Below are 26,310 nucleotides of genomic sequence, written 5' to 3' on the forward strand. Positions count from 1 at the left end.
AAAAAATGCGCAAGGCCTTGATGCCCGTACTGTTTGCATGTTGCGGCTTTACCGCCACAGCGGAGCCGGTGGTCATCGCCGCGCTGGGGGACTCGCTGACGCAAGGATACGGATTGCCGGAACAGGACGGGTTCGTACCACAGTTGGACCAATGGCTAAAGGACCAGGGCACTGAGGCGCGCTTGATTAATGCCGGAGTGTCCGGTGATACGACCGCAGGCGGTGCGGCGCGTGTTGATTGGACCCTGACGCCCGACGTAGACGCGATGATTGTGGCGCTGGGCGGCAATGATCTTTTGCGGGGGATCGACCCGGCTGTGTCGCGCGAGAACCTTGAGACAATCGTGGCGTCCGCTCAGGCGGCCGAGGTCGAGGTGTTGTTGATCGGAATGCAGGCGCCCGGGAACTACGGAGCCGAATACAAGCAAGCTTTTGATGCGATGTACCCGGATTTGGCCAAGGCATACCAACTTGTATTTGCAGAGAGCTTTTTTGAAGGATTGCAGCCAAACGGTGACCCGAACGCAGTAAGGCAATTCATGCAGTCGGACGGAATTCACCCCAACAAAGAGGGTGTGGCACGGATCGTCGCGGCACTTGGACCTTATGTGTTGGAGCTGGTCGAAGCCTCGACCAATCAGGACTGAGAAGATGCCCGGGCGATTTTTCCTGACACGGTCGATGTCCGAAATAGCCCAGGCATTGAACGTCCCTTATGATGAGGACCTACAACCACCCCGAAGGAACATTCAACCGGGACAGGAGGTGATAGTCCTGAGTGCGGACGGCCTGACGCCCATGCGTTGGGGGATGATCCCGGTCGGGCGTGTCAACGCTCGCGGTCGACCCGTGATGGAAACCATAGTCAACGCAAGATCTGAAACCGTCTTTGACAAGGCCGCATACGAAGGCGTTGGCCGGGCCGTTGTGCCGGTGGACGGGTGGTACGAGTGGACCGGCAAAAAACGTCACAAAACTGCGTGGCGTATTGCTTCGGCAGATGGCGCAACTTTGTTCTTTGCGGCTATTACCGACAGTTGGCAGGCCCCAGGTGGCCTGCGTGTTGATCAGTTTGCGGCAGTGACTTGCGTACCCAATGCTGATCTGGAGCCGGTACACCACCGAATGGGTGTCCTGCTGGATCCTGCCGATATTCAGACATGGCTTAATGGCTCAGAAAGTGACGCTAAGGCTTTGGCGCGACCTTGGCCGGACGGGTTATTGCGGATTGAAGAAGCGACGGACGTCGATTGGTCCGCGCCGTAACATTCTCAGACCACGGTAACCACAGTTCCAACCGGTACACGCTCATATAAATCGATGACATGCGAGTTTAGCATGCGGATACACCCGTTCGAGGCCGCACGCCCGATAGTTTGCGGCTGGGTCGTTCCGTGGATGCGGAAATACGTATCGACACCATTTTGAAACAGATAGAGCGCGCGCGCGCCCAGCGGATTATCCCCACCACCCGGCTGGACATAATCATTGTCCTTGAATCTAGCATAGGTGGTCGGTTCGCGTTCGATCATTTCGTCGGTGGGGCGCCATGTCGGCCATTCTTTCTTGACATCGATGGTGGCCGTACCGGTGAATTCCAGTCCCGCTTTGCCGACGCCGCACCCATAGCGGATCGCCTTGCGCGGTTCGGTGATCAGGTACAGGTAAAACGATCGCGGAGCGACCAGAAGCTGCCCCGGAAGAAACTGCTTCTTGACCCGAACGAACTGCGGCGTGGGATCGTATTCAACGGCTTTTTTCTTGGCCGAAGCAAGGCCGGGCGTCAGGCCAGCGGCTGCAGATGCTGCAAGGAAAGTGCGACGTGTGAACATATTGGTTCTCTTCAGGACAACAGGAAAAATTGTAAACCAGTGTCGGAATGATAACCGATCTGGTCAATCATCTGCCAAGAGTAACCGTATTGTGATGTAATCGCAGGGACACACTTATGTTGCAGTTTTGCCCCGCGTGATGCGAAAAGGGCAGAGTTAACCTCTGCCCTTCTGCGGCCTTAGGCCAGTGCGATGTCGTCGGCGCTTTCGCGGCCGTCACGACCCGAGCGCAGCTCGTACGTGACTTTCTGGTTGTCGGCCAGACCGGTCAGGCCGGAACGCTCGACAGCCGAGATGTGTACGAAGATGTCTTTGCCGCCATCTTCAGGTGCGATAAAGCCGTAGCCTTTGGTGGTGTTGAACCATTTCACGGTGCCTGCGGGCATATCCGTTGTCTCCTAATTGGTGCTGCCCACGGAGTTGCGGCAGCCCGGCGTCGTCGTCTGTATCGATAGACTGAGCGCCGGAATCGGAGACAGTGGGTCGAAATAGAAAAACGTAAGCGCCATTGATATGGCATTGGGGAGGGCCTGTGGCAAGGGTGGATTACGACAGTGGCTACTAACTGCTTAGAAAACTGATGGTATCGCCGCTTGCCAAAAGTCTCGGCCCTGGATCTGGGCAATGCCCAAAAGAAGCCCCAAACCGATCAGCAGCAAAGAAGTGTCGTAACGTCATATTCGAGGCAGCAGCGTGAGCTTTAGATCGCAAGGCTGCATCACGAAATGACTTTTTGACGGGCTTTTCAAAAATGACGCGAAACGCGGTTTTCTTCCCCGTTGGCGCGCGATCTTTCCTTCATATGTACGCCGCACCGCTGCGGGTGGCCACTCACGGAAATACGGTCCTTGAGCCGACCTCCACCGCACGCTCGGATCGGCCCGCAGCGGAACATTAAAACGAATACTCAGTTTCTAACAAAAAGAGAAATCCGATACGCAAGGTGAAAGACATGCTTTTTAAGTCGATCTTTAACAGTATTTTCAAATCAGGCGAGTTGGCAAATTCGGTGCCAAACGAGCACGCTGAGAAAACGCAAACAGCATTTTCTCGATCAGTAAACAAAGAAGAACTGACTGTGCTTTTTGGGGACGTTCTAAGTGAGGAACATGCTCAGAGTGGAGAAAACCAAAGGACGGACGGTCTGTCGCAAAAGTAACTGATATCCGCAAGCTATTGTAAGTACAGCTCGGTTATGCACAGACAAGGTGCTTTGGTTTGTGCGACGCTAAATTTTGATCGGGTTTTTGAAGCTCAAAAACGGTCTGTATAAACAAAGAAAGGTAGCTGCTCATACCGATCAAAGCGTATTCCCAATATCACCGAAACCATTCGCTCCAAACAGTCTATTTCAGGCCCGCAACCATATCCATTGGTTGCGGGCCTGAAGCAGAGTTTCTACCGCGCAAACTTCTTGTGCTTCAATCGTTTGGGCTCCAGTGCATCTGGGCCCAGGCGGCGCTTTTTGTCCTCTTCGTAATCCTCGAAGTTGCCCTCAAACCATTCCACGTGCGCATCTCCCTCAAACGCCAGAATATGCGTGCAAATCCGGTCAAGGAAGAAGCGGTCGTGCGAGATTACGACGGCGCAGCCGGCGAAATCGACGAGGGCGTCTTCCAGCGCGCGCAGGGTCTCGACGTCGAGGTCGTTGGTCGGTTCGTCGAGCAGCAGCACGTTGCCACCCTCTTTTAGCAGACGGGCCATGTGGACGCGGTTGCGCTCACCGCCGGATAGCAGCGACACCTTTTTCTGCTGATCTCCGCCCTTGAAGTTGAAGGACGAGCAATAGGCGCGGGAATTGACCTGCGCGTCGCCCAGTTGGATGATCTCGGCGCCGCCGGTGATCGCCTCCCACACGGTGTCGTTGTCTTTCAGGTCGTCGCGGGACTGGTCGACATAGGACAGTTCAACCGTGTCGCCCAGTGTAATGGTGCCAGCGTCGGGCTGTTCCTGACCGGTGAGCATCTTGAACAGGGTCGATTTACCCGCGCCGTTGGGGCCGATGACACCGACAATGCCGCCGGGGGGCAGGGCGAAATCTAGCCCTTCGATCAGTTGCTTGTCGCCCATGTGCTTGGACAGACCCTCGACCTCGATCACCTTGCCGCCAAGGCGCTGGCCGTTGGGGATGACGATCTGGGCGCGGGTCAGCTTTTCGCGCTCGGACTGTTCGGCCAGCTCGTTATAGGCGTTGATCCGGGCCTTGGATTTGGCCTGACGGGCCTTCTGGCCCTGACGCATCCATTCCAATTCACGCTGCAGGGTCTTCTGCTTGGACTTGTCCTCGCGGGCTTCCTGCTCCAGCCGTTTGGCTTTTTGTTCCAGCCATGCGGAGTAGTTGCCCTCGTAAGGAATGCCGCGGCCGCGGTCAAGTTCGAGGATCCAGCCGGTAATGTCGTCCAGGAAATACCGGTCGTGGGTGACTATCAGGATGGTGCCCTTGTAGTCGATCAGGTGTTGTTGCAGCCAGGCGATGGTCTCGGCGTCCAGATGGTTGGTCGGTTCGTCGAGCAGCAGCATATCGGGCGCTTCCAGCAGCAGCTTGCACAGCGCCACGCGGCGTTTCTCACCACCCGAGAGGTTGGCGATGTTGGCATCATCCGGCGGGCAGCGCAGCGCCTCCATCGAGACGTCGATCTGGCTGTCGAGGTCCCAGAGGTTCTCGGCGTCGATCGCGTCCTGCAGGGTGGTCATTTCCTCCATCAGTTCGTCCGAGTAGTTCTCGGCGATCTCCATGGCAATCTCGTTGAACCGGTCGACCTTGGCCTTTTTCGCGGCGACGCCCAGCATGACGTTCTCGCGGACGGTGAGCGTTTCATCCAGCTGCGGTTCCTGCGGCAGGTAGCCGACCTTGGCGCCTTCGGCGGCCCAAGCCTCACCCGAGAAATCTGTATCCAGGCCCGCCATGATTTTCATCAGCGTCGACTTACCCGCGCCGTTGACGCCGACAACACCGATTTTTACGCCGGGGAGAAAGCTCAGGTGGATGTTTTCAAAGCACTTCTTGCCACCGGGGTAGGTCTTGGAGACACCCTGCATGTGGTAGACATATTGATAGGCGGCCATGTCGCGTCCTCTGGGTCGGGGAAATTGGGTTGAAACGCTTGATATCCAAGCGGGGCGGGCGGGGCAAGCTGGTGGTTTCGTGATTTTGCTTAGACCACGTGCGGGCTAGAGTGGCTTCGGTTTGAGAGGCGGATGAGATGTCAGAACTTGCGGAATTGATTGCTGGGTGGGCAAAGCCCGGTCGGGTCGATTGGATCGGAGTGCGTCCAGCCCGGCGGACGGAGATCGTCACTTTGGGCGACGCTATGATTTCAGCCGATGGATTGGGCGGAGATCGCAGTCGAGCGGGCAAGAGGGCGGTGACGCTGATCCAGCAGGAGCATTTGGCAGCGATTGGTTCGTACCTTGGGCAAGGGCCGATCGCACCGGACGTGCTTAGGCGCAATCTGGTGGTCTCTGGGATCAATCTGGCCGCACTAAAGAGTCGTGAGGTGCAGGTAGGTGAGGCGGTCCTGCGCGTTGCGGTGATCTGTGCGCCCTGCAGTCGGATGGAGGAAGCGCTTGGCAAAGGGGGCTATTCTGCCGTGCGTGGGCATGGCGGCTGGTGTGCGGAAGTGGTGCGCCCTGGACGCGTTCGGGTGGGCGATACGGTGCAACCGATTGATTGACAAGCTGCTTCAGTTCTGAACATCAGCTAAGAATGTTGCGCAGCCAGATACCTTATGCACGGCCCGGACAGGTCATTGGGCTTTTCGGAGGGTCCTTTGATCCTCCGCATCAGGGTCACGTGCATGTGACGCTTGAGGCGATGAAGGCTTTTGGGCTGGATCGGGTGTGGTGGCTGGTGTCTCCGGGCAACCCTTTGAAGGTACAGGGGCCTGCGCCTCTGACGCGGCGGATGGCTGCTTCGCGGGCGTTGATGCAGCACCCGCGGGTCGAGGTGACGGATATCGAGGCGCTGACCGGAACGCGGGCGACAGCGGATACGCTGGCCGAACTGCGGCGCTTGTATCCCAAAGTAAAGTTTGTCTGGATCATGGGCGCGGACAATCTGGCGCAGTTCCATAAGTGGAAAGACTGGCGGCGGATCATGGACAGCGTGCCGGTGGGCGTGATCGCGCGGCCGGGCGACCGGATTTCCGCGCGGATGTCCCCTGCGGCACGTCTCTATGCCAGATACCGAATAGATGGGCAGGCGCGGCGCCTGTTAGGGCGCGTTGAAGCGCCTGCATGGTGTTTCGTGAACGTTCCGATGGTCGAAGTCAGCTCGAGCCAAATCCGGGAGCGGGGTGGCTGGGGCGCTGAGGTGTTGCCGGAATAGCCACATGCACGCATAATCCATATCAGTGGTTGTGCGTATTTAATCTGTGAGATTTTATTCGACTTATGACTGATCGATTTTCTCGAAGAGGATTTTTGGCAGGGCTGGGAGCGGCTTTGATCCCCTCTGCGGTGTTGGCCGAAGCGCCTGTGGCCTCGTTGCGGCCGCAATTGCGCGGCGACGTGCCGACTGGAGTCGAGAGGCTTGTCCAGGCTGCGGGCCTGCGTGGAGAGGTGGTGTTCGCGGTGGCGGACGCAACAACTGGTACCCAGCTGGAGGAGTTCAGTGGTGATCAGGGGTTGCCGCCAGCAAGTGTAGCCAAGGCGTTGACGGCTCTTTATGCGTTAGATGTTCTGGGATCGGACTATCGGTTCGAGACCGCCCTGATGGCGGACGGGCCGATTGAAAACGGTATCCTGAAAGGTGACCTGATCCTGGTGGGCGGCGGCGATCCGTTGCTGGATACGGATGCACTGGCCACTATGGCGGCTAACCTGCGTGAGGCTGGAATTTCCGAGGTTCGGGGCGCATTCAAGGTTTATGAGGGTGCGTTGCCCTATGTGTTCAGCATCGACCCGGGGCAGCCGGATCATCTGGGGTATAGTCCATCCATCAGCGGCATATCGCTGAACTTCAACCGGGTCCATTTTGAATGGAAGCGCGACGGCGCGCGTTATGACGTGTCTATGGATGCGCGAAGTGCGCGATACAACCCTTCGGTCGATATGGCTTCTATGAGGATTGAAAGCCGAAAAGTACCGATTTACACCTACGAATCCAGTGCAAGGCAGGACCGATGGACCGTGGCAAAAGGTGCGCTTGGCGCAGGTGGGGCACGTTGGCTGCCTGTGCGCAAGCCCGCACTTTATGCGGGGGATGTGTTTAAGACGTTGGCACGCGCGAATGGTATCCAGTTGGGGCGCGTACAGATCACGCGAGAGGTGCCAAAGGGAACGCTACTTGTAGTGCATCAAAGCGACCCGCTGGATAGTATTCTGCGCGGCATGTTGAAGTATTCTACCAACCTGACGGCTGAGATGGTCGGTATGGCGGCCTCGCAAGCGCGCGGAGCAAAATTGCAAACACTTGCGGATTCGGCGGCCGAAATGAACCGTTGGGCGACCGAGACATACGGTGTGACTGGGATCGCCATGGTGGATCACTCGGGCCTGGGCGATGCGTCCCGAATGGCACCGGGAGATTTGGTGAAAGCTCTGGTTGCTGCGAAACAGGCGGGCGCATTGCAACCTTTGCTGAAAAAATTCACTCTCGCGGACAGTCAGGGACGGCCCGTCAAAGACCACCCGATCAAGGTTGATGCCAAAACCGGTACGTTGAACTTTGTTTCCGGCCTTGGCGGTTTCATCACAACGCCGGGCGGGTCCGAGCTGGCCTTTGCCATTTTCACTGCAGATGTCGACCATCGCGCCACGATTCCGCGCGCGCAACGTGAACGACCGCAAGGCGCGCGTAGCTGGAACAATCGCTCGCGCAAATTGCAACGTGCGTTGATCGAGCGCTGGGGCTCACTGGCCGGAAGTTGAGATCAGGTGGTGTGACGAGCCCGCGCGCCGCGTTCGATCGCGGCGGCATGCAGGCGATCAATGTTCAACTCATAGCGGATTTCTTCAAGCAGCCGAAGTTCGGATTCCGCCAAAGACCCGTCAGCAGCGGCCACGTCACAGGCCAGTGCATAGGCGGTTTCGTTTAGCCGTTCGGGCAGGTTGTCGCGGATCAGGCCGAACAGCGCATCCAGCCCGTCTTCTTGTTCAAACAGGTCAAACACGGTTTGCGAAACACGGCGGGTGCGGTCGATATCATACTCCGCAAAAACCGGCAGCATGTTGACCGCGCCTTCGATCTTGACCAGCTCAGCTGTACGGATGGTTTCATCAGACGCAGAGATCGCAACCATGATCGCAACAAGGCAATCCTGAGGGGACATCGGGTGGGGTACTTGTTCAGTCATGGTGTCGTCCTGATTAGGCTTTCTGCATCAGCACGATAGGTGGGCAACCGTGCAGGTTCAACGGGTTTCGTATCGCCTAAGCTAGAGAATGGGCAAAGGACCGCGGGTTTTGTTCTGTCGCAGCACGAAGTTGCTGCGCGTGTCACGCACAAGCCCAGATTTCAAAAGCCGCTGCATAATAAAGTGCTCAAGTTCCTCTGGGGTTTTGGCGTAGACTTTCAGAATGAAATCATGATCTCCGGTGATCGACGCACACTCAACAATCTGAGGTTCGGTTTCGATCAGGCGCAGGAACGCGTTTATGCTGTCCTCTTGATGTTCGCGCAGAGCCACGTGGACGTAGGCGATGGCGTTCAGCCCAACGGATTTGGCGCGCACCTGCGCTGTGTAGCCAGAGATTATATCAGTGGCCTCAAGGTCACGCACACGCCGCCAACATTGCGACGCGGATAGCCCTGTGCGATCCGCAAGGTCCTGCATGGACTGGCGGCCGTCCATTTGAAGCTCTTGCAAAATGGCGATGTCGGCGGGTTGAAGCGTTTGTTTCATGAATTGTCACTCTATGATGCGTATTTGCCAAATTTTTCACATTTACCTGCTATTTTAAACCAAATTCCTCAACTCACGGGGGTAAACTTTTCACATGGAGGAAGAGTGATGCCCAAATCGACCAAATATGTCGCCAAGATCGCCGATGCGCGCGGCCATATCGCGTACACGCCAGAAGAGGATGCGGTTTGGGCCGACCTTTATGCAGCCCAAGAGGAAAATGTTAAGCGATATATGGCGCGGGACTATCTCGACGGGTTAAAAAGACTGGACTTACCAAAAACCACTGTGCCGTCCTGTGCCGATATCTCTGAACGGCTTTTGGATATGACAGGGTGGCGCGTTCAGCCGGTTCCAGCGCTGATCGGGTTTAAGACTTTTTTTGGCATGTTGGCGGACCGGGTTTTTCCCGCGGCATCCTTTATCCGGTCGCGCGAGGATTTCGACTATATCGAAGAACCTGACATTTTTCATGAGATTTTCGGCCATACACCTCTGCTGAGCGATCCCCGCTTTGCAGCCTTTAGCCACGCCATAGGAAAAGCCGGGGTTCAGGCTGGTGAGAAAGATTACTCTTGGCTCATCCGACTATATTGGTTCTCGATCGAGTTCGGGTTGCGCCTTCAGGATGGCAGCATCAAGGCGCTTGGATCCGGACTTGCGTCTTCGCCGACCGAGCTTGTCTATGCTGTCGAGAGTGACATCCCCGACCGGGACCGGTTCGATGTCATGACGATTCTGCGTACCCCCTATCGGATCGACATGCACCAGATGGGCTATTTTGTGCTAGACTCGCCCGAGGAGTTGTTCGCAGCCGCCGAACGTGACCTGTTGGCGGATGTGCGCAGGGCACAGACCCTAGGGTTGCTGCCGAACAAGTTTCCGGAAAAAGTAACCGCAGCGGAGTGAACGGATCATGTCATTAACAGGAGAAACCTGCAGCCTTTCGGACCGTACCTGTGTTCCTTGTTCCGGCGGCATCCCGGCTTTAACGCGCGATGAGGCTAACAACCACATGGCCGAGCTTTCCGATAATTGGCAGTTGGATGCAGGTGCAAAGATGCTGAGCAGGCATTTCAAGTTCAAGGGTTTTGCCAAAGCAACCTATCTAGCAAATCTCTGCGCGTGGCTGGCTGATCAGCAAGGACATCATCCTGACGTCAGCTTCGGGTGGGGTTACGTGGAAGTCAAACTAACGACCCACGAAATAGATGGTCTGAGTGAGAACGATTTTATCTGGGCTGCGAAACTGGATCAGTTGACCGCTTAAATCGGCCTTTCCATCAGGAAAAACAGCGCGCTTTATTGACTCATGCTGCACCGGCACAATAGGAGGGGTCGGTCGGTTGCATGGGGCGACCGGCACTGTTTTTCCCGATGGAGCAAATCTGATGTCTGAACTGCGTGAAACCGCAATGTCGTCCAAGGCCTGGCCTTTCGAAGAGGCGCGCCGGTTGCTCAAACGCTATCAGAAAGGTGCTCCGGAAAAGGGATACGTGCTGTTTGAAACGGGTTATGGCCCTTCGGGTCTGCCGCATATCGGTACGTTTGGCGAGGTTGCGCGGACCACGATGGTCAAACGTGCATTCGAGGCGCTGTCGGACATCCCGACGAAACTGATCTGTTTCTCGGATGATTTGGACGGCATGCGCAAGGTGCCAACCAATGTGCCAAACCCCGAGATTCTGGAACAGCACTTGCAGCGTCCGTTGACTTCTGTGCCGGATCCGTTTGGTACGCATGACAGCTTTGGTGAACATAATAACGCGATGCTGCGGAGGTTCCTTGATACCTTTGGATTCGAGTATGAGTTCTATTCGGCCAAGGAATTCTACGAATCCGGTCAGTTTGACGAGATACTGAAACGCGCGGTTGAGCGTTACGACGAGATCATGGCGATCATGCTCAAAAGCCTGCGCGATGAGCGTAAGCAGACCTATTCTATATTCCTGCCACTGCATCCTGAAAGTGGGCGGGTGATGTATGTTCCGATGAAAAAGGTCTGTGCAGAAACCTACACCGTGACCTTTGACGATGAGACTGGCAAGGAATGGACCGTTCCGGTCACAGGCGGCCACGTCAAGCTGCAGTGGAAGCCGGATTTCGGCGCGCGCTGGGCTGCCTTGGGTGTCGATTTTGAGATGTACGGCAAGGAACATGCCACGAACGAAAAGATCTATGACGCGATTTGCCGTGCGTTGGGCGGGCGTGCGCCCGAACATTTCTCGTATGAGCTGTTCCTGGACGAAAACGGTCAGAAGATTTCCAAATCGTCGGGCAATGGTGTGTCGATCGACGAATGGCTGACCTATGCGCCGACCGAGTCGCTGGCATACTTCATGTATCAAAAGCCCAAGACGGCCAAGCGGATGCATTTCGATGTGATCCCCAAGGCCTACGATGAGTATCACCAGCAGCTGCGCGCCTATCCGGGGCAGGACCTGAAGGCTCAGTTGAACAACCCGGTTTGGCACATCCACGGCGGCAACGTTCCCGCGTCCACTCTGATGGTGCCCTTTGCGATGCTGCTGAACCTCGCCTCGGTTTCCGGAGCCGAGGACAAAGAAGCCCTGTGGGGTTTTATCCGCCGTTATGCGCCTGAGGCGACTGCGGAAAGCCATCCCGATCTGGATCAGGCGGCTGGTTTTGCTGTGCGTTACTTCAACGATTTCGTCAAACCGACCCGCAAACATCGTGCGCCGACCGATCAGGAACGCGAAGCCCTGGAGGCGCTGAAAGCCGCGCTTGAGGCTTATGATGGTCCGGTCGAGGACGAGGCGCTGCAATCCGTGGTTTATTCCATCGGACGCGAACGGTTCGACCCGATGCGCGGGTGGTTTACAGCACTTTATGAGGTGCTGCTGGGTGCCTCGCAAGGTCCACGTTTTGGGGGGTTCATCGCGCTTTACGGCGTGCCCGAAACCATCGCGCTGATCGAAAAAGCACTGGCCGGAGAGCTGGTCTGATTTGACCTGATACCGCGTGGGGCTACTCTTTCATCAGGAGGTGGCCCCATGCGTCGCTTATTACTTGCTGTTTCGCTCAGCGCCGGACTGGCCTCGGGCGCGTTTGCCCAAAACGCCGAGATTGAAGCAAATATTGCGGCGCAGATACAGGCCTTCAAGGCAGATGACTTTGTCACGGCCTTTACCTTTGCAAGTCCCAATATCCAGAACTTTTTCGGAACGCCCGAGAACTTCGGAGCCATGGTTCGCAATGGTTATCCCATGGTTTGGAGACCTGCGGAGGTCCGGTTTCTCGAGTTGCGAGAGGTTGCTGGCGCATTGTGGCAGAAGGTCATGATCACGGATGGCAATGGACAAGTGCACGTTTTGGATTATCAGATGGTCCAGCAGGAAAACGGCTGGAAGATCAACGGCGTGCAACTTCTGGGAAACTCAGATCCGGCCGCTTGATGCAATACCACCGTCACGGTGATATGAGCGGCGGTTAATCCCTATTCGGTACTCAGACTTTTGCGTTCGGGCAGCCCCGGACACTGGGTTTGTGCGCGCGGCGACCTGCTGCGGGCGATTGGGAAAGGGATTTCTATGAATAAGGCAATCACCGACGGTATCGTCTTCATGCCGCCTGCTTTCGCGAATGGTCTGAGCGTCTGGTCCAGAGGCGACGGGACACCGGGTTCGCCAACCTATAACGGGGCACCTAATGGGGCATTCGTTCCGGCAGACCCGGATTTCGGCGGCTGTTTGGAAATCCTGAAAGTGCAGGCAACGCAACAGCTTCGCTATATGGGACAGACGCCCCTGATCCCGGGATGCTATTTGCAAATCAAGGCGCGGGTCAAAGCGATCAGTGGCCCCTTGCCGCAGGTTCGAATTGCGGCTTGGGCGGGCGGGGCCGGAGACCAGCAGGTAACCGGTGTGGTTGATCAGGGGCCGGTTACGCAGCTTTCCGGTTATGGCACCGTGCATGAAATTTCGGCCATCGTTGGCAATGGCAAACGCTCTGGTGTTGATATGCCTTGGGGCGTCGCGGCACTTTATGGGCACTTTGGTTTGAACATTGACGGAGCAAACGGTTCGGTCATTCGGGTTGATGATATCGAGATCACCGATGTCACCAGTATTTTTCTGCGCGAGATGATCAGCACTGTCGATGTGCGCGACTATGGTGCAATCGGCGACGGTGTCACTGACGATTCCGTGGCGTTCGAAGCAGCGGATCAGGCCGCTGGTGGCCGCCGAATTTATGTTCCGAAAGGGACGTATTTGCTGGCGCAGAATACTTCGATGTCGTCCGAGATGGATTTTGAAGGCACCATTATCATGCCTGACGACAAGATGTTGCTGCTGACCAAGAATTTCGACCTTCCGGCTTATATCGCAGCATTCGGGGACGAAGAGCTGGCGTTCAAAAAGGCGTTTCAGGCGCTACTGAACAATTCTGACCATGAGTCGCTTGATATGGGCGGGCGTAAAATTTCGGTGACGGCGCCGATCAACATGGCGGCCGCGGTTCCGAACCGTCAGGGCGGTTTTTCGACCCGTCGCGTCATCCGCAATGGGCAGTTCGACGTCAAGAGCAGTTCGGCCTGGGATACCGAGACATTCACGTCGGTTGCAACGTACAACCCGGCGGATTCGACCAAACTGACCAATGTTGAAAACATCGCCAACATTCCGGTTGGCGCATTGGTACAGGGCAGTGGCGTCGGCCGGGAAATCTATGTGCGCTCAAAGGATGTCGGTGCCGGAGAGATTACACTGAACGACCCAATCTATGATGCAGCGGGCACGCAGGTATTCACGTTCCAATCGTTCAAATACCTTCTTGATTTCAGTGGCTTCAGTACGTTGCGAAAATTTGGCATGGAAGAGATCGAATTCCAGTGCAACGGTCGCAGCAGTGCGATCCGACTTGCGCCGTCCGGCAGTACCTTCGCGGTTACGAATTGCTTTATAAGCCGGCCTAAAGACCGCGGCATCACTTCGCACGGGACCGGGTGTCAGGGGATGCTGATCGACAATTGCCAGTTCCTGTCGACCGAAGAATCCTTCAACGTGTCCGACCGCAAATCCATCGCGTTGAATGCTAACGCAAACGATATCAAGCTGCGCCACAATCGCGCTGTGCGGTTCCTGCATTTTGCGGTGTTGGCTGGAACCAACAACTTGGTTCTGGGCAACCATTTTTTCCAGGGCGACAGTATCCCACAAGGTATTCGCAGTGCCGGGCTGATCATGATCGGAACTTATAACAGTTCGACCATTTCCGAGAACTACGTCGACAACTGCTTTGTCGAGTGGACCAATGAGAGGGATTCGAACCCTGTTTACACCAGCGGGTACTCTTTCAGTTCGATGACCATCTCGGACAACATCTTTTATGCAAGCGAAGTTGCGCCATGGTTCAGTCAGATCGTCATCCGCCCGCATGGGGCCGGGCATTACCTGAACGGAGTGGTCGTGACCGGAAACAAGTTCCGTTCAAGCAGCGGCCGCATTGACCGGTCCGACCGTGTCGACACCAGTTTTGCCGATCTTAACCATTCCGCGCACCTGAACGTGATTTTCGAAGACAACACGTTCAACGGCATCAATGCTAAGGTGGAAAACCCGCTACGTGTCCGAAGCTCTGAGCAATCGGCGTCGTCGGTTTGGACTATTCCTTCGGACAGCCGGTTGCCCTTTGGTGGCAAAGCGCGTGGGTGCGATGCGGTCACGGTGTTGGGGCCGCTCAGAAATGCGGGCGGGCAGATCGTTCACGCCACGCCTTATGTCGAGTTGGAACAGGGCGCAAATCAGGACACTATCCAGTTGCGCTGGCCATTGCCCGTAAGCGGATCGGTGTCGGCCATCATGCGTGTGGAATACTAATCGGCACCCATCACGGGCGTTTTAGAATGTATTCCAGATAGCCAGCCTGATGCCCGTATTTTTGCGGGCATCGTTACGCTCCAGGCCCAGAACCCATGTGGTGGGGCTGTTCGGTGTACGTATCATGACCGAAGGCCTGATCCGCCAGTGTAGGGGGCGGTCGCTTTGATACGCGGTTTCGATCTGTAGTAGGGGGCTCACTAAACGTGGGGACGACATGCCTGCAGTCAGGTCCAGCTTGCGATAGACCGCATCATGCGTTCGAAATTCCAATGCGGCATCAATGGCAAACCAGCCATTGCCCCAGCCTGTTTGAAATCCTTGCCCATACGACAATGTGGCTTTGTACACCGCCCAAGTGCGCATCTGGCGATGGTGGGCGCCGATTGCAATTTCAGCTGCAAGACGCCCTGCGTTGTCGAAATTGGCGACGGGCAGACGCGCAAATACCAGAGCGTGTCCAAATAAATCACGGTGTTCTTCGACGTCCAGACCAAGCGTTAGCTTTTCGCGCAATCCGTACTCGGCGTAAAACGACCCTTTGTAATCGTATCCGTAATCCGGTTCCTTAAACGCCGTTACAGCGGTAGAAACAAAAGCCGTACCCTTGTCCCGCAACCAAGCACCCGACCAGGCTGGTGAGGCTGCCAACAACAAGATGAAAAAGATTGAAACCCGCCGCATCGGCGTAGCATCCGCCAGCATGGTTAACGGATCGTTAGGATTTCGTCTGATTTTCGCAGGAACTCTATGCCGCTGAAAAGCAAAGGAAACACAAGACCTTTTCAAAACTATGCTAAGTTTGAAAAAGACAAAGGAGAATCCAGATGCCGAAGATTGCCAAAGACACCAGCGTCCAGACAGTTATCACGACCTTTGAAATGACCCCCGGCACTTGCCAGGACCTGCTGGAAGCTTTGACGGAAGCCTACTCGGAATTTATCTCGAAGCAGCCCGGATTTGTTGCCGCGGGATTGCATGTGAATGACGCACAGACGCGGATCGCCAACTATTCACAATGGGAACGCCGCGAGGATTTTCTGGCAATGCTGCGCACAACAGAAATGCGAAACCGCAATCGGCAGATTAACGAGCTGTGCAAAAGTTTTGAGCCCGTGATGTACGACGTGGCCGAGACATTTGGTGGAGCGTGATCTGAATCAATGCCTAACTGCCTGAGATGGTGCAGGATTCAAGCGTGAAAACGGAGGTGCGCGTCATGTATCACAACATTCTTGTCCCCATTTCCTTTGATGCCGAACGGGATATCTCAGGGCCATTGAAACTGGCCGAAATACTGGCGACGCCGGATGCGCAGGTCACGCTGCTGCACGTGGTTGAGCATATTCCGAACTATGCCATATCCTACATGCCGCCTGAGTATCTGACCGAGGCACGTAAGGCGTTGCAGATGGAACTGGACACACTCGCAGAGAAACTGCCCAACGCCAAAGGCGTTCTGGTCGAGGGGCATTCCGGCCGGACGATCCTTGACTGGGCGGATGAGCATAAACCGGACCTCATTATCATGGCGTCTCATCGCCCGGGGATGCAGGATCTATTGCTGGGTTCTACGGCCAATCATGTGGTACGCCATGCGGCCTGTGCCGTTCACGTAGTGCGCTGATCGGGCCAGATGTCAGTTGGGGCAACGCGCCATGCTTTGCCAAATCCGCCGTTTAGAACGGCGTCAGAAACGGTGAACGTTACGAACCCGAAATCGGTAAAGTCCACATACAGCTTGGCCTTGGGTCGTAGGCCCAGATACCGTGCGCGCAACGCGTCGTGTTCTTCTGTCCCTCTGGCGATGAAATTCGCCGCGGCATGCAGCGTCAATCTTGGATGCGTCAGCGGATCGCCCAAATCCCCGGGTTCTCCGACCAATAGGGCGCAAGCGGAATTGGCAACCAGCGCCCGTGTGTGGTCGGCCAGGGTTGAGATCAACGTGACCGGTCGCCCCAGATCATCCGTTGCAAGGGCCACGCGCGAAACCGAAGGCAGCGCCGTATCGGGGCGCAACACGGCCAGCGCGCCGAAATTTGCGTGTTCGATCAGGTCACGGGCCATTTGACAGGCGTTTTCATCAACCGGGCGGTACGGGTTGGCGTTGGTCATCGGTATTTTCGGCCTTGAGAGTGAATAACGGCACAACAATATCCGCATCTCGACCTGCGCGCGAGCGCGGCTTTCAGGTCTCGGTTTTGCCACAAATTCGGTTTAGGTCTCGGGTATGACGCTCAATGAATCCGAGCAGAGCTCGAACAAGAAAAGCCCAAGAGCAGCAGCGCGACATCGGCGCGCAGATGCGACGCGCAGACGCGCGCTTTCGCCTTTTCGCATCATTCTTATGGTCCTCATGTTGCCAGCCACCACTGCGGCCATCGCGGTTGGTGTCTTTTTGCGAACATCCGAATTCGAAGGTCCTGATGCCCTATTGCACCTGGTGGCGTTGGCGGGTTGTGAAAGGGCCGAAGCTTTGGTGCCGGGACCGTACCGTGATGGTGAGCCGGGATATCATGCGCGCAACGATGCGAATGGCGATGGTGTGGCCTGTGGGGCGGCGGTTCCTAAGTATACCGCGCCTCAATCAACTGCGGCGCCTCAATCGGTTGAAGCCCCGCAGCAACGCCAGGTGGGTACCGCCAAGTTCGTCCGGCCCTGATCAGAGAATCTCCCTGACTGTGCTATACTGCGCGTGACGCGTCGCTTTGGCCGTCATTGGGGGATTTCGCCCTGAAAGGGAGGAAAGTTATGTTTGCACGTATTACTCAATTCAAAATGAAGCCCGGCATGCGGGATGCGGCCGAGGCCAAGATGAATGAATTGAAAGACCAGATTATGGGCATGGAAGGCATGCACAGCTTTACAAATGTCATGAACGAAGACGGCACCGGATTCGTTGTCGCAGTTGTCCAAAGCGAGGAAACATCAAACGCAAACGCGTCCAAAGTGGCCAAGCTTTGGGGGCATTTTGCCGAGTTTCTGGAAGGCCCGCCATCGCCAGCAGGGTACGACGTGGTGGTTCACTGGGACAAAGGGTAGGACCCCACCCAGCGCTTGCCAAATCCCGGCCAATCGCCAAAATTCAGGCGATGACACGCGATGAATTCAACAGTTTTTGCGCCCATCTCAAAGCCACCAGCCATGTGGTTCAATGGGGCAATGCGGATGTGTGGAAAGTGGGCGGTAAGGTTTTTGCGCTCTGTGGCTGGAACGATGGCAAGGATGCCTTCACCTTCAAGACCACCGATCTGGCTTTCGAGGTGCTGAGTGATGAGCCCGGTATTCGCCCAGCGCCCTATCTGGCGTCCCGCGGGATGAAATGGCTGCAGGTCTACGACGAACGCGGGATGAGCGATGCCTCACTACGCGAGCATATCGTGACGTCTTATGAGATGGTTTTGGCAAAGCTGACCAAGAAGGTTCGAGCCGAGTTGGGCGTCTAACTCTTCATCGCACTCAGCAATTCCAAAAGCTGTTTTCGGTCATCATCGTCGGCGTAGTCGCCGGTTGCCAGACGTTCAGCAATCCGCAGGCGCAGGCGTTCCTGTTGGGTACGCACCTCTTCTCCGGCCGTCTCTGCGAGGGTTTTCATGATTACCGCGACCGCCTGCTGGCGCTTGGTGGTGGGGTTGGCGATGTAGTCGACAAGGCTCTGCTGACCGGAATCGAGGATGTTTTCGGCAAGATCGCGCAACTGCTCACCATTAGGCAGCAGCGGCGCAGGGGCACCTTCGGGCGGCAGGATTTCGGGCACGCTGCGCGGGGTCTCGGCCAGAGCATTTGCACCGTCGACAAAGGCCTCGGTGATCATCCGGGTGATCCTGATCGCGCGCGGGTCCTTGAACAGGGCCGAGGCAATAGCCACGCCGTAATCCGTATAGACCCAAGGATTGACTCGCCGCCCGCCGCGGCCCTTGGGTTTTGAGATCACATTCTGTGATTGCAAATCGGCAACCTCGGCGTCTGTCAGCTGAAAGCGGTAACCCTCGAACAGGTCCTTGTTGCGCGAGACGGCCTGATTGAAGGCGCTGACGGATTTTCCGTAGAACTGCGCCAGATCCTCGGCCAGCACGACGCGAGCCCCGCGCACCCGGTGAATGGCGCTTTGGACTTCATGCGTACTGGGCAGGTTTTTGGTATTCGTCATTGTAACCCTTTGGAATCACAGACTGTGATTTCAAACGTGGAGCAGGGCGCGCTGGGTCGCAAGTTTGAATTACGGGCGCGGCACAGAAGCCCGGCTGAATTTATCAGATCAAATACCTGATAAATTCTATCAACTATATGTTTTTATTGGACTTTTTATTGACACTGGATCGACAATTCTTATATCCAGTCCGTAACGAATTCACAGGTACCCAGCTGCAGCAAGCCATCGCAAGCCACAGCCAGTAAAAGCCAGCCTCGCGCCAGCCACAGCAAGCAAAAGCCAGCTAACGCCAGCGACAGTCAGCCCACAGCAAGCCGACGCACGCCAGAACCGGGCACCCAGTTGATTTCGTTGATTTTTCGGATAATTGATGTGGTCGAAATCTGCCGGTTCCGCGCGGCTCGGTTCAGGATAGTTGCGCTCCGGCACACTCGCGAAAGATGCGAACATGAGGTGCAGCGCCGTCCAAGGAAAATTCAGTCAGACTGTCCTGCGTATAGGCATAAGCGGTCTGATTGTACTCCAAGCCATTCAGAACATTGCCGAAGCCAGTATCTGTAACCGTAAGCGCCGCGGCGTTGGCGGACAATACATGGCGCGGCGTTGCGATTTCGACGGGGTTCGGGCCGTCAAACCGCATCGCGAACCATGGGGTCTGTGTCCAAGCTTCGGTCTTGCGAGTGATGGTCAGCGAATAAAGAGGCTGAGCCGGGTCGTAGGTCAGGAAGATCTCGGCGGTCTCAGTGTCATGTGAAAGGGTGCAGACAGAGCCGACCGTTGCCTCCCAGGCAGTTGCTGGAGTGGCCAGGATCAGAGATAACAGAACGCAACGCATCTTCGTTTACTTAGCTGCCAATCCGGCTCGGGCAAGCGTCGTTATCCCCCTCAACAAAACAAGCTGGTGTTGCACGACACAGTGTAAACGAAAGCGTTGACGGATTCTGCTGAGAGGCGCGCGAGATCCTCGGTCAGCACCACGCGGGCGCCGCGCACCCGGTGAATGGCGCTTTGTACCTCATGCGTGCTGGGCAGGGAGTTCGGGTTCGTCATGGCAACCGTTTGGAGTCACAATTTGTGATTTCAAACGTGGAGGAGAGAAAGCTACGCTGCAACCTTGAAGTGTATGGCCATCGTCAATTGAGACAGGAATTGAGCTAGTGTCAGCCGCTTGCCTTGCCCAAATAGGCAAGCCGATAGGCGAGCGCGACACCGCCGGCGCCTCCGACTACATTACCGACCGTGACCCAAAAAAGGTTGCTGATGGCGGCGCCCCAACCGAGTTTGGCACCTGCTAGTGCACCCTGAGGCAGCAGGTACATATTAGCGATCGAGTGTTCGAGACCCAACAGAACAAACGCGGCAATTGGCCAGAGTATTACCATGACCTTTCCCACGACCGATCTGGCTGCGAAGCTCAGCCAGACGGCAAGGCAGACTAAGGCGTTGCACAGAATGCCACGCATAAAGGCTTGCGTCGGAGAGAGATCAATCTTGCCATTTGCGATCGCAGCAGCAGTAGCCCCCATAGTTCCATCCAGCAAACCGCTTGCAGCGCAAGCCAGAACTAGTGCGACGGCTCCAACTAAATTCCCGAGATACACGAATCCCCAATTCCTAAACAGGTCACGCATCGAGATTTTTCGGTCCACCGCCGCTATGGTCATCAGCGCGTTTCCAGTGAACAGTTCCGCCCCACCAACGACAACAAGGATCAGGCCCAGAGAAAACACCACCCCACCAAGAAACCGGGCTGGCCCAAATCCGGAATCTACGCCGGTCATAACCATAGTATAGGCGGCCCCACCGAAGCCGATGAAGACACCTGCGAGTATTGCAAGTGTCAGCGTTTGAACGATGGAAAGATGTGCCTTTGCGACACCAGATATTTCAACCAGTTCTGCAATCTGTGCAGGTTTGTAAGCGTCTACGCCGGTTGGATTGTGAGCCTTCATGCGTCGCACACTGCCAACATATTCATGTTTCGACATTGATCCGGATCAAGGTCACGCGACGAAGTGCAGAGGTTCAGTCTAGGGCTTGTGCCAACTAAACTGCTAACTTGATCTCGACAGCCACTTTTATCCTACCGCTTCCGCCTCTTCACATTCCCACCCCGCTGGCCCGGCCGTCCAGCTGTTGAGCGCCCGCGCGATTTCACCGCGTCTTCCGAAGCTTTCTCGACCGCCCATTGGCGCGCCATGGGGTCGTCGGCGACGGCCAGATCGACCGCTTCCAGACGTTTGATCTCATCCCGGATGTTGGCGGCCTCTTCGAATTCCAGGTTCTCGGCGGCTTTGCGCATCTGCTCTCGCAACCCGTCCAGATGGGCCTCGAGGTTGGCGCCGTGCATCGGTTTGTCGATGGTGGCGGTCACGCGGTTCATGTCGACGTCACCTTCGTAAAGACCGGCCAGAACGTCTTCGACATTCTTTTTCACCGTCTCGGGTGTGATACCGTGTTCCTCGTTATAGGCGATCTGTCTGGAGCGGCGGCGGTTGGTTTCGTTAAGCGCCCGCTCCATGCTGCCGGTGATTTTGTCGGCATACATGATCACCCGGCCATCAGCGTTCCGCGCGGCGCGGCCGATGGTCTGGATCAGGGAAGTCTCAGATCGCAGGAAGCCCTCTTTATCCGCGTCCAGAATGGCGACCAGTCCGCATTCGGGGATGTCGAGCCCCTCGCGCAGCAGGTTGATGCCGATCAGCACGTCGAAGGCCCCCAGCCGCAGGTCGCGCAGGATTTCGATCCGTTCCAGCGTGTCGATGTCCGAGTGCATGTAGCGGACCTTGATGCCCTGTTCGTGCAGGTATTCGGTCAGGTCTTCGGCCATGCGTTTGGTCAGGGTGGTCACCAACGTGCGGTAGCCGTCGGCTGCAACCTTGCGTACCTCGTCCAGCAGGTCGTCGACCTGCATTGATACGGGGCGGATTTCAACCTCGGGATCCAGCAGGCCTGTGGGGCGGATCACCTGTTCAGTGAAGACACCGCCGGTCTGTTCGATCTCCCACTTGGCCGGGGTGGCAGAGACAAAGACGGATTGCGGGCGCATTGCGTCCCATTCCTCGAACTTCAGCGGGCGGTTATCCATGCAGGACGGCAGGCGGAACCCGTGTTCGGCCAGCGTGAACTTGCGCCGATAGTCGCCCCGGTACATGCCGCCGATTTGCGGAACGCTCACGTGGGATTCATCGGCGAAAACGATGGCATTGTCGGGGATGAATTCAAACAGGGTCGGGGGCGGTTCACCCGGCGCGCGCCCCGTCAGATAGCGCGAGTAGTTTTCGATCCCGTTGCAGACTCCGGTGGCCTCAAGCATTTCCAGATCGAAATTTGTGCGCTGCTCCAGCCGTTGGGCTTCCAGCAGTTTGCCTTCTCCGACGAGTTGGTCCAGCCGGATGCGGAGTTCCTTTTTGATGCCGATGATCGCTTGGGTCATCGTCGGTTTCGGCGTCACGTAGTGCGAGTTCGCATAGACCCGCACCTGTTCCATCGACGCGGCGCGTTCGCCGGTCAGCGGGTCGAATTCGGTGATGGTCTCCAACTCCTCACCAAAAAATGAAAACTTCCACGCCCGGTCCTCTAGATGAGCAGGCCAGATTTCCAGTGAATCGCCCCGCACCCGGAACGAGCCGCGTTGAAACGCCTGATCGTTGCGGCGGTATTGCTGGGCAACCAGATCGGCCATCACCTGCCGCTGATCGTATTCGTTGCCGACCTTCAGGTCCTGCGTCATCGCCCCATAGGTTTCGACCGAACCGATCCCGTAAATACAGGATACCGAGGCGACGATGATTACATCGTCCCGCTCCAGCAGCGCCCGGGTCGCCGAGTGGCGCATCCGGTCGATCTGCTCGTTGATCTGCGATTCTTTCTCAATATAGGTGTCCGACCGCGCAACATAGGCCTCGGGCTGGTAATAGTCGTAGTAGGATACGAAGTATTCGACCGAGTTTTCAGGGAAGAACCCTTTGAATTCGCCATATAACTGCGCCGCCAGTGTCTTGTTGGGCGCAAGAATGATCGCTGGGCGCTGGGTTTCTTCGATCACCTTGGCCATCGTGAATGTCTTACCGGTGCCGGTTGCCCCCAACAGGACCTGATCACGCTCGCCATCGCGCACGCCCCCGGCCAGTTCCGTTATCGCCGTCGGCTGGTCGCCGGCGGGAGCGAACTCGGTATGCATTACGAACTGCTTGCCGCCCTCGAGTTTCAGGCGCGCGCGAACGTCATCTGCGGTCAGCTGTGTCTTGTCAGAATGGGCGTAGGGCATAGGAGGGCTCCGGATCAGGCCCCTACATTTGTTCTTATTTTGTCCAACTGCAAGGCCTGATCCGGTCTGAAATCTCAGTTTCAGTAATAGGCATACTGTGCATCGGGGATTTCAACCGATTGCACCTTGTCATCCAGCGCTTTCAGATTGCCGTCCAGAACGCGACCCATCACCATCTTCAGCATTGTTTGACCCAATAGCCAGCCCAACGGTCCGTATTTCATCTGGTAATCCATGCTCCAGATGACGCGTGAATTGCCGTTCGCAAGGGGTTCGATGGTGATGGCCGCATGTGCTTCTGTCAGAGGCATAGCCGGCATTTCGGACAAGCGTACGCGGTAACCTTTATTCGCCTGCCAATCCGTCACTTCTTCGACCAACGAGGTGCCGTTTTCAAAGTGGCATCGCCGTTTTGATCCAACACCATTTGATCCTGTGGTCAGCGCATCCACCGAGGTGACCTGAGGCGCGAACTCGTCAATATGCATGAACCGGCTGAGGATGACCCATAGGGCTTCGGGCTGTGCGTCGATTTTCAAGCTTTTTTCGTAGTGGATCATGTTGCTGTCCTTTTTGTGGGGTTGCACGATCAATACAGGGTGCTGATGACAGTTTTTGACATTAGTACGTGATCAGCCGCGACAATTCCGTTCTTGTCCCAGCGCACGCTCTGACGCATAAACGATCTCAGCCAAGTGAGGACGGAGAGGCGACATGCGCGCACGGATTTACAAGCCCGCCAGAAACGCAATGACTTCGGGCATGGCCAAGACCCGCAAGTGGGTTCTGGAATACGCCCCCGCGTCATCGCGTGAGGTTGATCCGCTGATGGGATGGACGTCTTCGGATGATACGCAAACTCAGGTGCGCCTGAAGTTCGATACCAAGGAAGAGGCGCTGGATTATGCCAAGGACAATGGCATCGAAGTCCAGGTCAGCGAACCGCACAAGCGCAAACCCAACCTGCGTTCGCGCGGCTATGGTGAGAATTTCGCCACTGATCGGCGCGCGCCCTGGACCCATTGAATGATCGAAATCCACGAGGCCGACCCGACCTCGGACGCGCTGCGTCCTTTGATTGATGCGCATTTTGCCCATGGTGAGGCTGCCGGGCCTGCGGAAAGTAATCATACCATGGATGCCAAGGCGCTGGCCTCAGTTGGCATCAGGTTCTGGGCCATGTTCGACGATGGGCAGCCCGTCGGCTGCGGAGCGCTAAAGTCGTTACCAGATGGAACCGTCGAGGTGAAATCTGTTCACATCGTCTCGCATGCGCGCGGGCGCGGGCTGGCGCGTCAGATGATGAACCACCTGACAAGTGAGGCCCACATTCAGGGTGCAGCGGCTTTGGTATTGGAAACCGGCGCTGATCACCTGCCGGAATATGAGGCGGCCCGAAAGCTTTATGAACGGCTTGGCTATTCTTATTGCGAACCGATCTTTGGCTATGATGCCGACCCAAACAGCGCCTTTATGCGCTTGGCTCTTGAACCCCGGAAGTAAAAACCGCAAGAAGGGCCCAGCGGTCCCGTAGCTCAACTGGATAGAGCAGCTGACTTCTAATCAGCAGGTTGAGGGTTCGAGTCCTTCCGGGATCGCCAATTACTTCAAACCTCAATGCATAGATCACCTTTTTTGGCCACCTTTTGCGGGCCGCGTTCAATGCAAATTTGGGAAGATGTTGCTTCTACGGATGCGTCGTACGCAAAATATTGCCGTCCCTACTACTATGTCGAGCGAATCTCTGCCGTTTAAAGCCTTCACGCGATTTTGGACTGCAGTTTTCACTGATCTGAACAAGTTTGACTGCAACTCGTGCGAACAATCGGAGGATGGACGATGTCGCAGGCCAGTGCGCTTGAGCGTGAAATGCTAAGTTTGATCAACGCAGAACGTACGTCGCGTGGCCTTGATCCTGTCCAACTTGAACTCCGCCTGAACGCTTCGGCTGAAGAGCATAGCCAGTGGATGCTGGGATCCGGCAATTTCTCTCATACCGGTGAGGGTGGAAGCTCGGCTACCCAGCGCATGCGCGACGCGGGTTTTGTATTGTCCGGATCATGGGCGACTGCCGAGAACATAGCCTGGCAAAGTCAGGGCGGTGAGCCGGGATTTTCAGACGATGTCGTTGATTTGCACAATGCGCTTATGAACAGCCCTGACCACCGCGCCAACATTCTAAATCCAAACTTGGCTTACATTGGTATCGGAATTGAGATTGGTTCATTTGGTGGCGTTCCTGCCGTCATTGTGACTCAGAACTTTGCCCGCACCACGGCGAGTGTCCAGTTGGACACTGGCGCGGGGTCGGATGCCGGCGGTTCCGATACGCCAGCCGATCCGATACCGGTAGTTCCCGATCCGGGCGAACCGGCAGATCCGGTTTCGACATCTTCGCAAGAGAATCTGTCATTTGGCGACGCGGATACCCTCAGAGTGACGCCGGAAGGACTGGATCAAAGTGTTATCAGCGGGTTTGGAGTGGGCAAGTCCCTCGTCATCGAAGGGGTTGAGCTTAGTCGGTCCAACATTCGCTTGACCGATAATTCGAACATTGAATTCGATGTTGATGGTGATGGCAGGGCGGATCTGACGATTTCGTTGGAAGGCGGCCAATCGGGTGGTGACTTTTTTGCCATCACCAAGGATGGAAACACCGTGGTCAGCTATGCTAAATTTCTGCCTAACCTTGCGCCCGGGGTCCGCGTCGACAGCAGCGTGATCAACGGCATCGTGAACAAATCCTTTCTCGAAGGCGATGGCGCGACGGATTTTCGGATACAGATGGTCGACCTTGGAACCGCTGACTTTAACAATGTCCTAGGCGTATATGATATTCTAAGTAACGGAGAAATTGCGAATGTGCGCCTGCTGTTCAAAAACACCAACGAAGCGAATGGCACGGTAGAGTTAAGTAATTTGGCTGACGGAAATCGCCTTGGATTCTTCATCGTTCAGAATGGTGCAGATTGGGCTAATTCCCTTTCAGACAGCGATGACTTGAATTTTGTAGCCAGCAACGGTGGCCTGGCAGACGTAGACGACGAATTTGACTTTGTTTTGACGGTAAACGGAGACTCTGCTGGCGTGACTACGTTTCACGCCGAAAAGGCTGCCTTGAATGGTGACGATCAACAACACGCGCTTTCCGGCGTTGTTTCGGGGGGCGAGTCAATGGCCATCGGCTTCGAGGACTTGACGGGAGGAGGCGACTCCGATTTCGAGGATGTCGTGTTCAACGTGACCAGGCTCGAGGATGACGCGCTTTCAATGGTTTGATTCTAACTTCCGAGCACATCCTGCTATACGCACAGAAAATCGCTGCAAGCCTTTCAAATCGACCCGCCAGGTCGGTCTAAGTAGTCGACTG

30 protein-coding genes and 1 tRNA gene are annotated in these 26,310 nt (G+C 56.1%); 19 read left to right on the forward strand and 12 right to left on the reverse strand.

All coding sequences use genetic code 11. From position 1 onward, the window contains the following. The first annotated feature begins 20 nt into the window (after positions 1-20). Positions 21-647 (forward strand): arylesterase, encoded by a 627-nt coding sequence (locus ACR0AK_RS22275; protein WP_254453079.1) that lies wholly within the window; start codon positions 21-23, stop codon positions 645-647. Positions 648-651: 4 nt separating this feature from the next. After that, on the forward strand, positions 652-1,266 hold the full coding sequence (locus ACR0AK_RS22280; RefSeq protein ID WP_480795029.1) for an SOS response-associated peptidase: 615 nt from the start codon (positions 652-654) through the stop codon (positions 1,264-1,266). A gap of 5 nt (positions 1,267-1,271) precedes the next feature. Here the strand turns inward: ACR0AK_RS22280 and ACR0AK_RS22285 are convergent, their stop codons facing one another. The 3 genes from ACR0AK_RS22285 to ettA form a co-directional block, all read right to left on the reverse strand. Then, a complete protein-coding gene (locus ACR0AK_RS22285; RefSeq protein WP_170562975.1) occupies positions 1,272-1,832 on the reverse strand; it encodes a L,D-transpeptidase family protein in 561 nt (186 codons plus the stop codon). 179 nt (positions 1,833-2,011) lie between these two features. Further along, complete coding sequence (locus tag ACR0AK_RS22290) at positions 2,012-2,218, reverse strand: cold-shock protein (RefSeq protein WP_039523244.1); 207 nt, start codon at positions 2,216-2,218, stop codon at positions 2,012-2,014. Positions 2,219-3,230: 1,012 nt separating this feature from the next. Beyond that, positions 3,231-4,898 (reverse strand): energy-dependent translational throttle protein EttA, encoded by a 1,668-nt coding sequence (gene ettA / locus ACR0AK_RS22295; protein WP_480795030.1) that lies wholly within the window; start codon positions 4,896-4,898, stop codon positions 3,231-3,233. A 137-nt stretch (positions 4,899-5,035) separates the two neighbouring features. On the opposite strand from ettA, the gene ACR0AK_RS22300 reads away from it, so the two are divergent. The 3 genes from ACR0AK_RS22300 to dacB all read left to right on the forward strand — a co-directional run bounded on the left by ACR0AK_RS22300 (position 5,036) and on the right by dacB (position 7,703). After that, positions 5,036-5,506, forward strand: coding sequence for an MOSC domain-containing protein (locus ACR0AK_RS22300; protein ID WP_480795031.1), 471 nt, complete (start codon positions 5,036-5,038; stop codon positions 5,504-5,506). 32 nt (positions 5,507-5,538) lie between these two features. Then, a complete protein-coding gene (locus ACR0AK_RS22305; RefSeq protein ID WP_480795032.1) occupies positions 5,539-6,159 on the forward strand; it encodes a nicotinate-nucleotide adenylyltransferase in 621 nt (206 codons plus the stop codon). A 65-nt stretch (positions 6,160-6,224) separates the two neighbouring features. Further along, positions 6,225-7,703 carry a D-alanyl-D-alanine carboxypeptidase/D-alanyl-D-alanine endopeptidase gene (gene dacB / locus ACR0AK_RS22310; protein ID WP_480795033.1) on the forward strand — a complete coding sequence of 493 codons (1,479 nt, stop codon included), beginning with the start codon at positions 6,225-6,227 and terminating at the stop codon, positions 7,701-7,703. 2 nt (positions 7,704-7,705) lie between these two features. Here the strand turns inward: dacB and ACR0AK_RS22315 are convergent, their stop codons facing one another. Further along, positions 7,706-8,128, reverse strand: coding sequence for a tellurite resistance TerB family protein (locus tag ACR0AK_RS22315; RefSeq protein WP_170414789.1), 423 nt, complete (start codon positions 8,126-8,128; stop codon positions 7,706-7,708). Positions 8,129-8,209: 81 nt separating this feature from the next. Beyond that, positions 8,210-8,677: an Lrp/AsnC family transcriptional regulator gene (locus ACR0AK_RS22320; RefSeq protein WP_480795034.1), complete on the reverse strand. Its 468-nt coding sequence runs from the start codon at positions 8,675-8,677 to the stop codon at positions 8,210-8,212. 108 nt (positions 8,678-8,785) lie between these two features. On the opposite strand from ACR0AK_RS22320, the gene ACR0AK_RS22325 reads away from it, so the two are divergent. The 5 genes from ACR0AK_RS22325 (at position 8,786) to ACR0AK_RS22345 (ending at position 14,517) form a co-directional block, all read left to right on the forward strand. After that, positions 8,786-9,586 (forward strand): phenylalanine 4-monooxygenase, encoded by an 801-nt coding sequence (locus ACR0AK_RS22325; protein ID WP_480795035.1) that lies wholly within the window; start codon positions 8,786-8,788, stop codon positions 9,584-9,586. A gap of 7 nt (positions 9,587-9,593) precedes the next feature. Further along, positions 9,594-9,947 carry a 4a-hydroxytetrahydrobiopterin dehydratase gene (locus ACR0AK_RS22330; RefSeq protein WP_170562990.1) on the forward strand — a complete coding sequence of 118 codons (354 nt, stop codon included), beginning with the start codon at positions 9,594-9,596 and terminating at the stop codon, positions 9,945-9,947. A gap of 121 nt (positions 9,948-10,068) precedes the next feature. Continuing rightward, positions 10,069-11,643, forward strand: a complete 1,575-nt coding sequence (locus tag ACR0AK_RS22335) for a lysine--tRNA ligase (RefSeq protein WP_480795036.1) — start codon at positions 10,069-10,071, stop codon at positions 11,641-11,643. A 48-nt stretch (positions 11,644-11,691) separates the two neighbouring features. Continuing rightward, positions 11,692-12,093, forward strand: coding sequence for a DUF4864 domain-containing protein (locus tag ACR0AK_RS22340; protein WP_170562996.1), 402 nt, complete (start codon positions 11,692-11,694; stop codon positions 12,091-12,093). 135 nt (positions 12,094-12,228) lie between these two features. Beyond that, positions 12,229-14,517 carry a glycosyl hydrolase family 28-related protein gene (locus ACR0AK_RS22345; RefSeq protein WP_480795037.1) on the forward strand — a complete coding sequence of 763 codons (2,289 nt, stop codon included), beginning with the start codon at positions 12,229-12,231 and terminating at the stop codon, positions 14,515-14,517. A 21-nt stretch (positions 14,518-14,538) separates the two neighbouring features. On the opposite strand, the gene ACR0AK_RS22350 is transcribed toward ACR0AK_RS22345, so the two are convergent. Continuing rightward, a complete protein-coding gene (locus tag ACR0AK_RS22350; RefSeq protein ID WP_480795038.1) occupies positions 14,539-15,222 on the reverse strand; it encodes a hypothetical protein in 684 nt (227 codons plus the stop codon). Positions 15,223-15,344: 122 nt separating this feature from the next. On the opposite strand from ACR0AK_RS22350, the gene ACR0AK_RS22355 reads away from it, so the two are divergent. Both ACR0AK_RS22355 and ACR0AK_RS22360 read left to right on the forward strand, forming a co-directional pair. Further along, positions 15,345-15,671 (forward strand): antibiotic biosynthesis monooxygenase family protein, encoded by a 327-nt coding sequence (locus ACR0AK_RS22355; protein ID WP_170563002.1) that lies wholly within the window; start codon positions 15,345-15,347, stop codon positions 15,669-15,671. Positions 15,672-15,736: 65 nt separating this feature from the next. Beyond that, entirely contained in the window at positions 15,737-16,144 is a 408-nt protein-coding gene (locus tag ACR0AK_RS22360) for a universal stress protein (protein WP_170563005.1), read from the forward strand. Here ACR0AK_RS22360 and ACR0AK_RS22365 read toward each other — a convergent pair. Further along, positions 16,129-16,632 (reverse strand): HugZ family pyridoxamine 5'-phosphate oxidase, encoded by a 504-nt coding sequence (locus ACR0AK_RS22365; RefSeq protein ID WP_480795039.1) that lies wholly within the window; start codon positions 16,630-16,632, stop codon positions 16,129-16,131. The two genes, ACR0AK_RS22360 and ACR0AK_RS22365, sit on opposite strands and share 16 nt — an antisense overlap. Positions 16,633-16,747: 115 nt before the next feature. Between ACR0AK_RS22365 and ACR0AK_RS22370 the strand changes: the two genes are divergently transcribed. The 3 genes from ACR0AK_RS22370 to ACR0AK_RS22380 all read left to right on the forward strand — a co-directional run bounded on the left by ACR0AK_RS22370 (position 16,748) and on the right by ACR0AK_RS22380 (position 17,963). After that, positions 16,748-17,179 carry an excalibur calcium-binding domain-containing protein gene (locus ACR0AK_RS22370; protein WP_480795040.1) on the forward strand — a complete coding sequence of 144 codons (432 nt, stop codon included), beginning with the start codon at positions 16,748-16,750 and terminating at the stop codon, positions 17,177-17,179. A gap of 89 nt (positions 17,180-17,268) precedes the next feature. Then, positions 17,269-17,559, forward strand: a complete 291-nt coding sequence (locus ACR0AK_RS22375; protein WP_170414756.1) for an antibiotic biosynthesis monooxygenase family protein — start codon at positions 17,269-17,271, stop codon at positions 17,557-17,559. Positions 17,560-17,609: 50 nt separating this feature from the next. Next, a complete protein-coding gene (locus ACR0AK_RS22380; protein ID WP_480795041.1) occupies positions 17,610-17,963 on the forward strand; it encodes an MmcQ/YjbR family DNA-binding protein in 354 nt (117 codons plus the stop codon). On the opposite strand, the gene ACR0AK_RS22385 is transcribed toward ACR0AK_RS22380, so the two are convergent. The 5 genes from ACR0AK_RS22385 to ACR0AK_RS22405 all read right to left on the reverse strand — a co-directional run bounded on the left by ACR0AK_RS22385 (position 17,960) and on the right by ACR0AK_RS22405 (position 23,500). Continuing rightward, the gene (locus tag ACR0AK_RS22385; RefSeq protein WP_480795042.1) at positions 17,960-18,667 is read right to left on the reverse strand and encodes an ORF6N domain-containing protein; all 708 of its coding nucleotides are present in this window, start codon (positions 18,665-18,667) and stop codon (positions 17,960-17,962) included. The genes ACR0AK_RS22380 and ACR0AK_RS22385 overlap by 4 nt on opposite strands. Positions 18,668-19,076: 409 nt before the next feature. Continuing rightward, entirely contained in the window at positions 19,077-19,505 is a 429-nt protein-coding gene (locus ACR0AK_RS22390) for a hypothetical protein (protein WP_480795043.1), read from the reverse strand. A gap of 325 nt (positions 19,506-19,830) precedes the next feature. Beyond that, positions 19,831-20,622, reverse strand: a complete 792-nt coding sequence (locus ACR0AK_RS22395) for a formate/nitrite transporter family protein (RefSeq protein WP_480795044.1) — start codon at positions 20,620-20,622, stop codon at positions 19,831-19,833. A gap of 131 nt (positions 20,623-20,753) precedes the next feature. Continuing rightward, a complete protein-coding gene (gene uvrB / locus ACR0AK_RS22400; protein WP_480795045.1) occupies positions 20,754-22,940 on the reverse strand; it encodes an excinuclease ABC subunit UvrB in 2,187 nt (728 codons plus the stop codon). An 80-nt stretch (positions 22,941-23,020) separates the two neighbouring features. Further along, positions 23,021-23,500 carry an SRPBCC family protein gene (locus ACR0AK_RS22405; RefSeq protein WP_170563157.1) on the reverse strand — a complete coding sequence of 160 codons (480 nt, stop codon included), beginning with the start codon at positions 23,498-23,500 and terminating at the stop codon, positions 23,021-23,023. A 154-nt stretch (positions 23,501-23,654) separates the two neighbouring features. Between ACR0AK_RS22405 and ACR0AK_RS22410 the strand changes: the two genes are divergently transcribed. The 4 genes from ACR0AK_RS22410 to ACR0AK_RS22425 all read left to right on the forward strand — a co-directional run bounded on the left by ACR0AK_RS22410 (position 23,655) and on the right by ACR0AK_RS22425 (position 26,219). Then, positions 23,655-23,966: an ETC complex I subunit gene (locus ACR0AK_RS22410; protein ID WP_109312827.1), complete on the forward strand. Its 312-nt coding sequence runs from the start codon at positions 23,655-23,657 to the stop codon at positions 23,964-23,966. Further along, complete coding sequence (locus ACR0AK_RS22415) at positions 23,967-24,443, forward strand: GNAT family N-acetyltransferase (protein WP_480795046.1); 477 nt, start codon at positions 23,967-23,969, stop codon at positions 24,441-24,443. A gap of 21 nt (positions 24,444-24,464) precedes the next feature. Next, positions 24,465-24,541, forward strand: a tRNA-Arg gene (locus ACR0AK_RS22420). A 238-nt stretch (positions 24,542-24,779) separates the two neighbouring features. After that, on the forward strand, positions 24,780-26,219 hold the full coding sequence (locus ACR0AK_RS22425) for a CAP domain-containing protein (RefSeq protein WP_480795047.1): 1,440 nt from the start codon (positions 24,780-24,782) through the stop codon (positions 26,217-26,219). Positions 26,220-26,310 lie beyond the last annotated feature (91 nt).

It is taken from the genome of Ruegeria sp. BI12 (assembly GCF_056537985.1).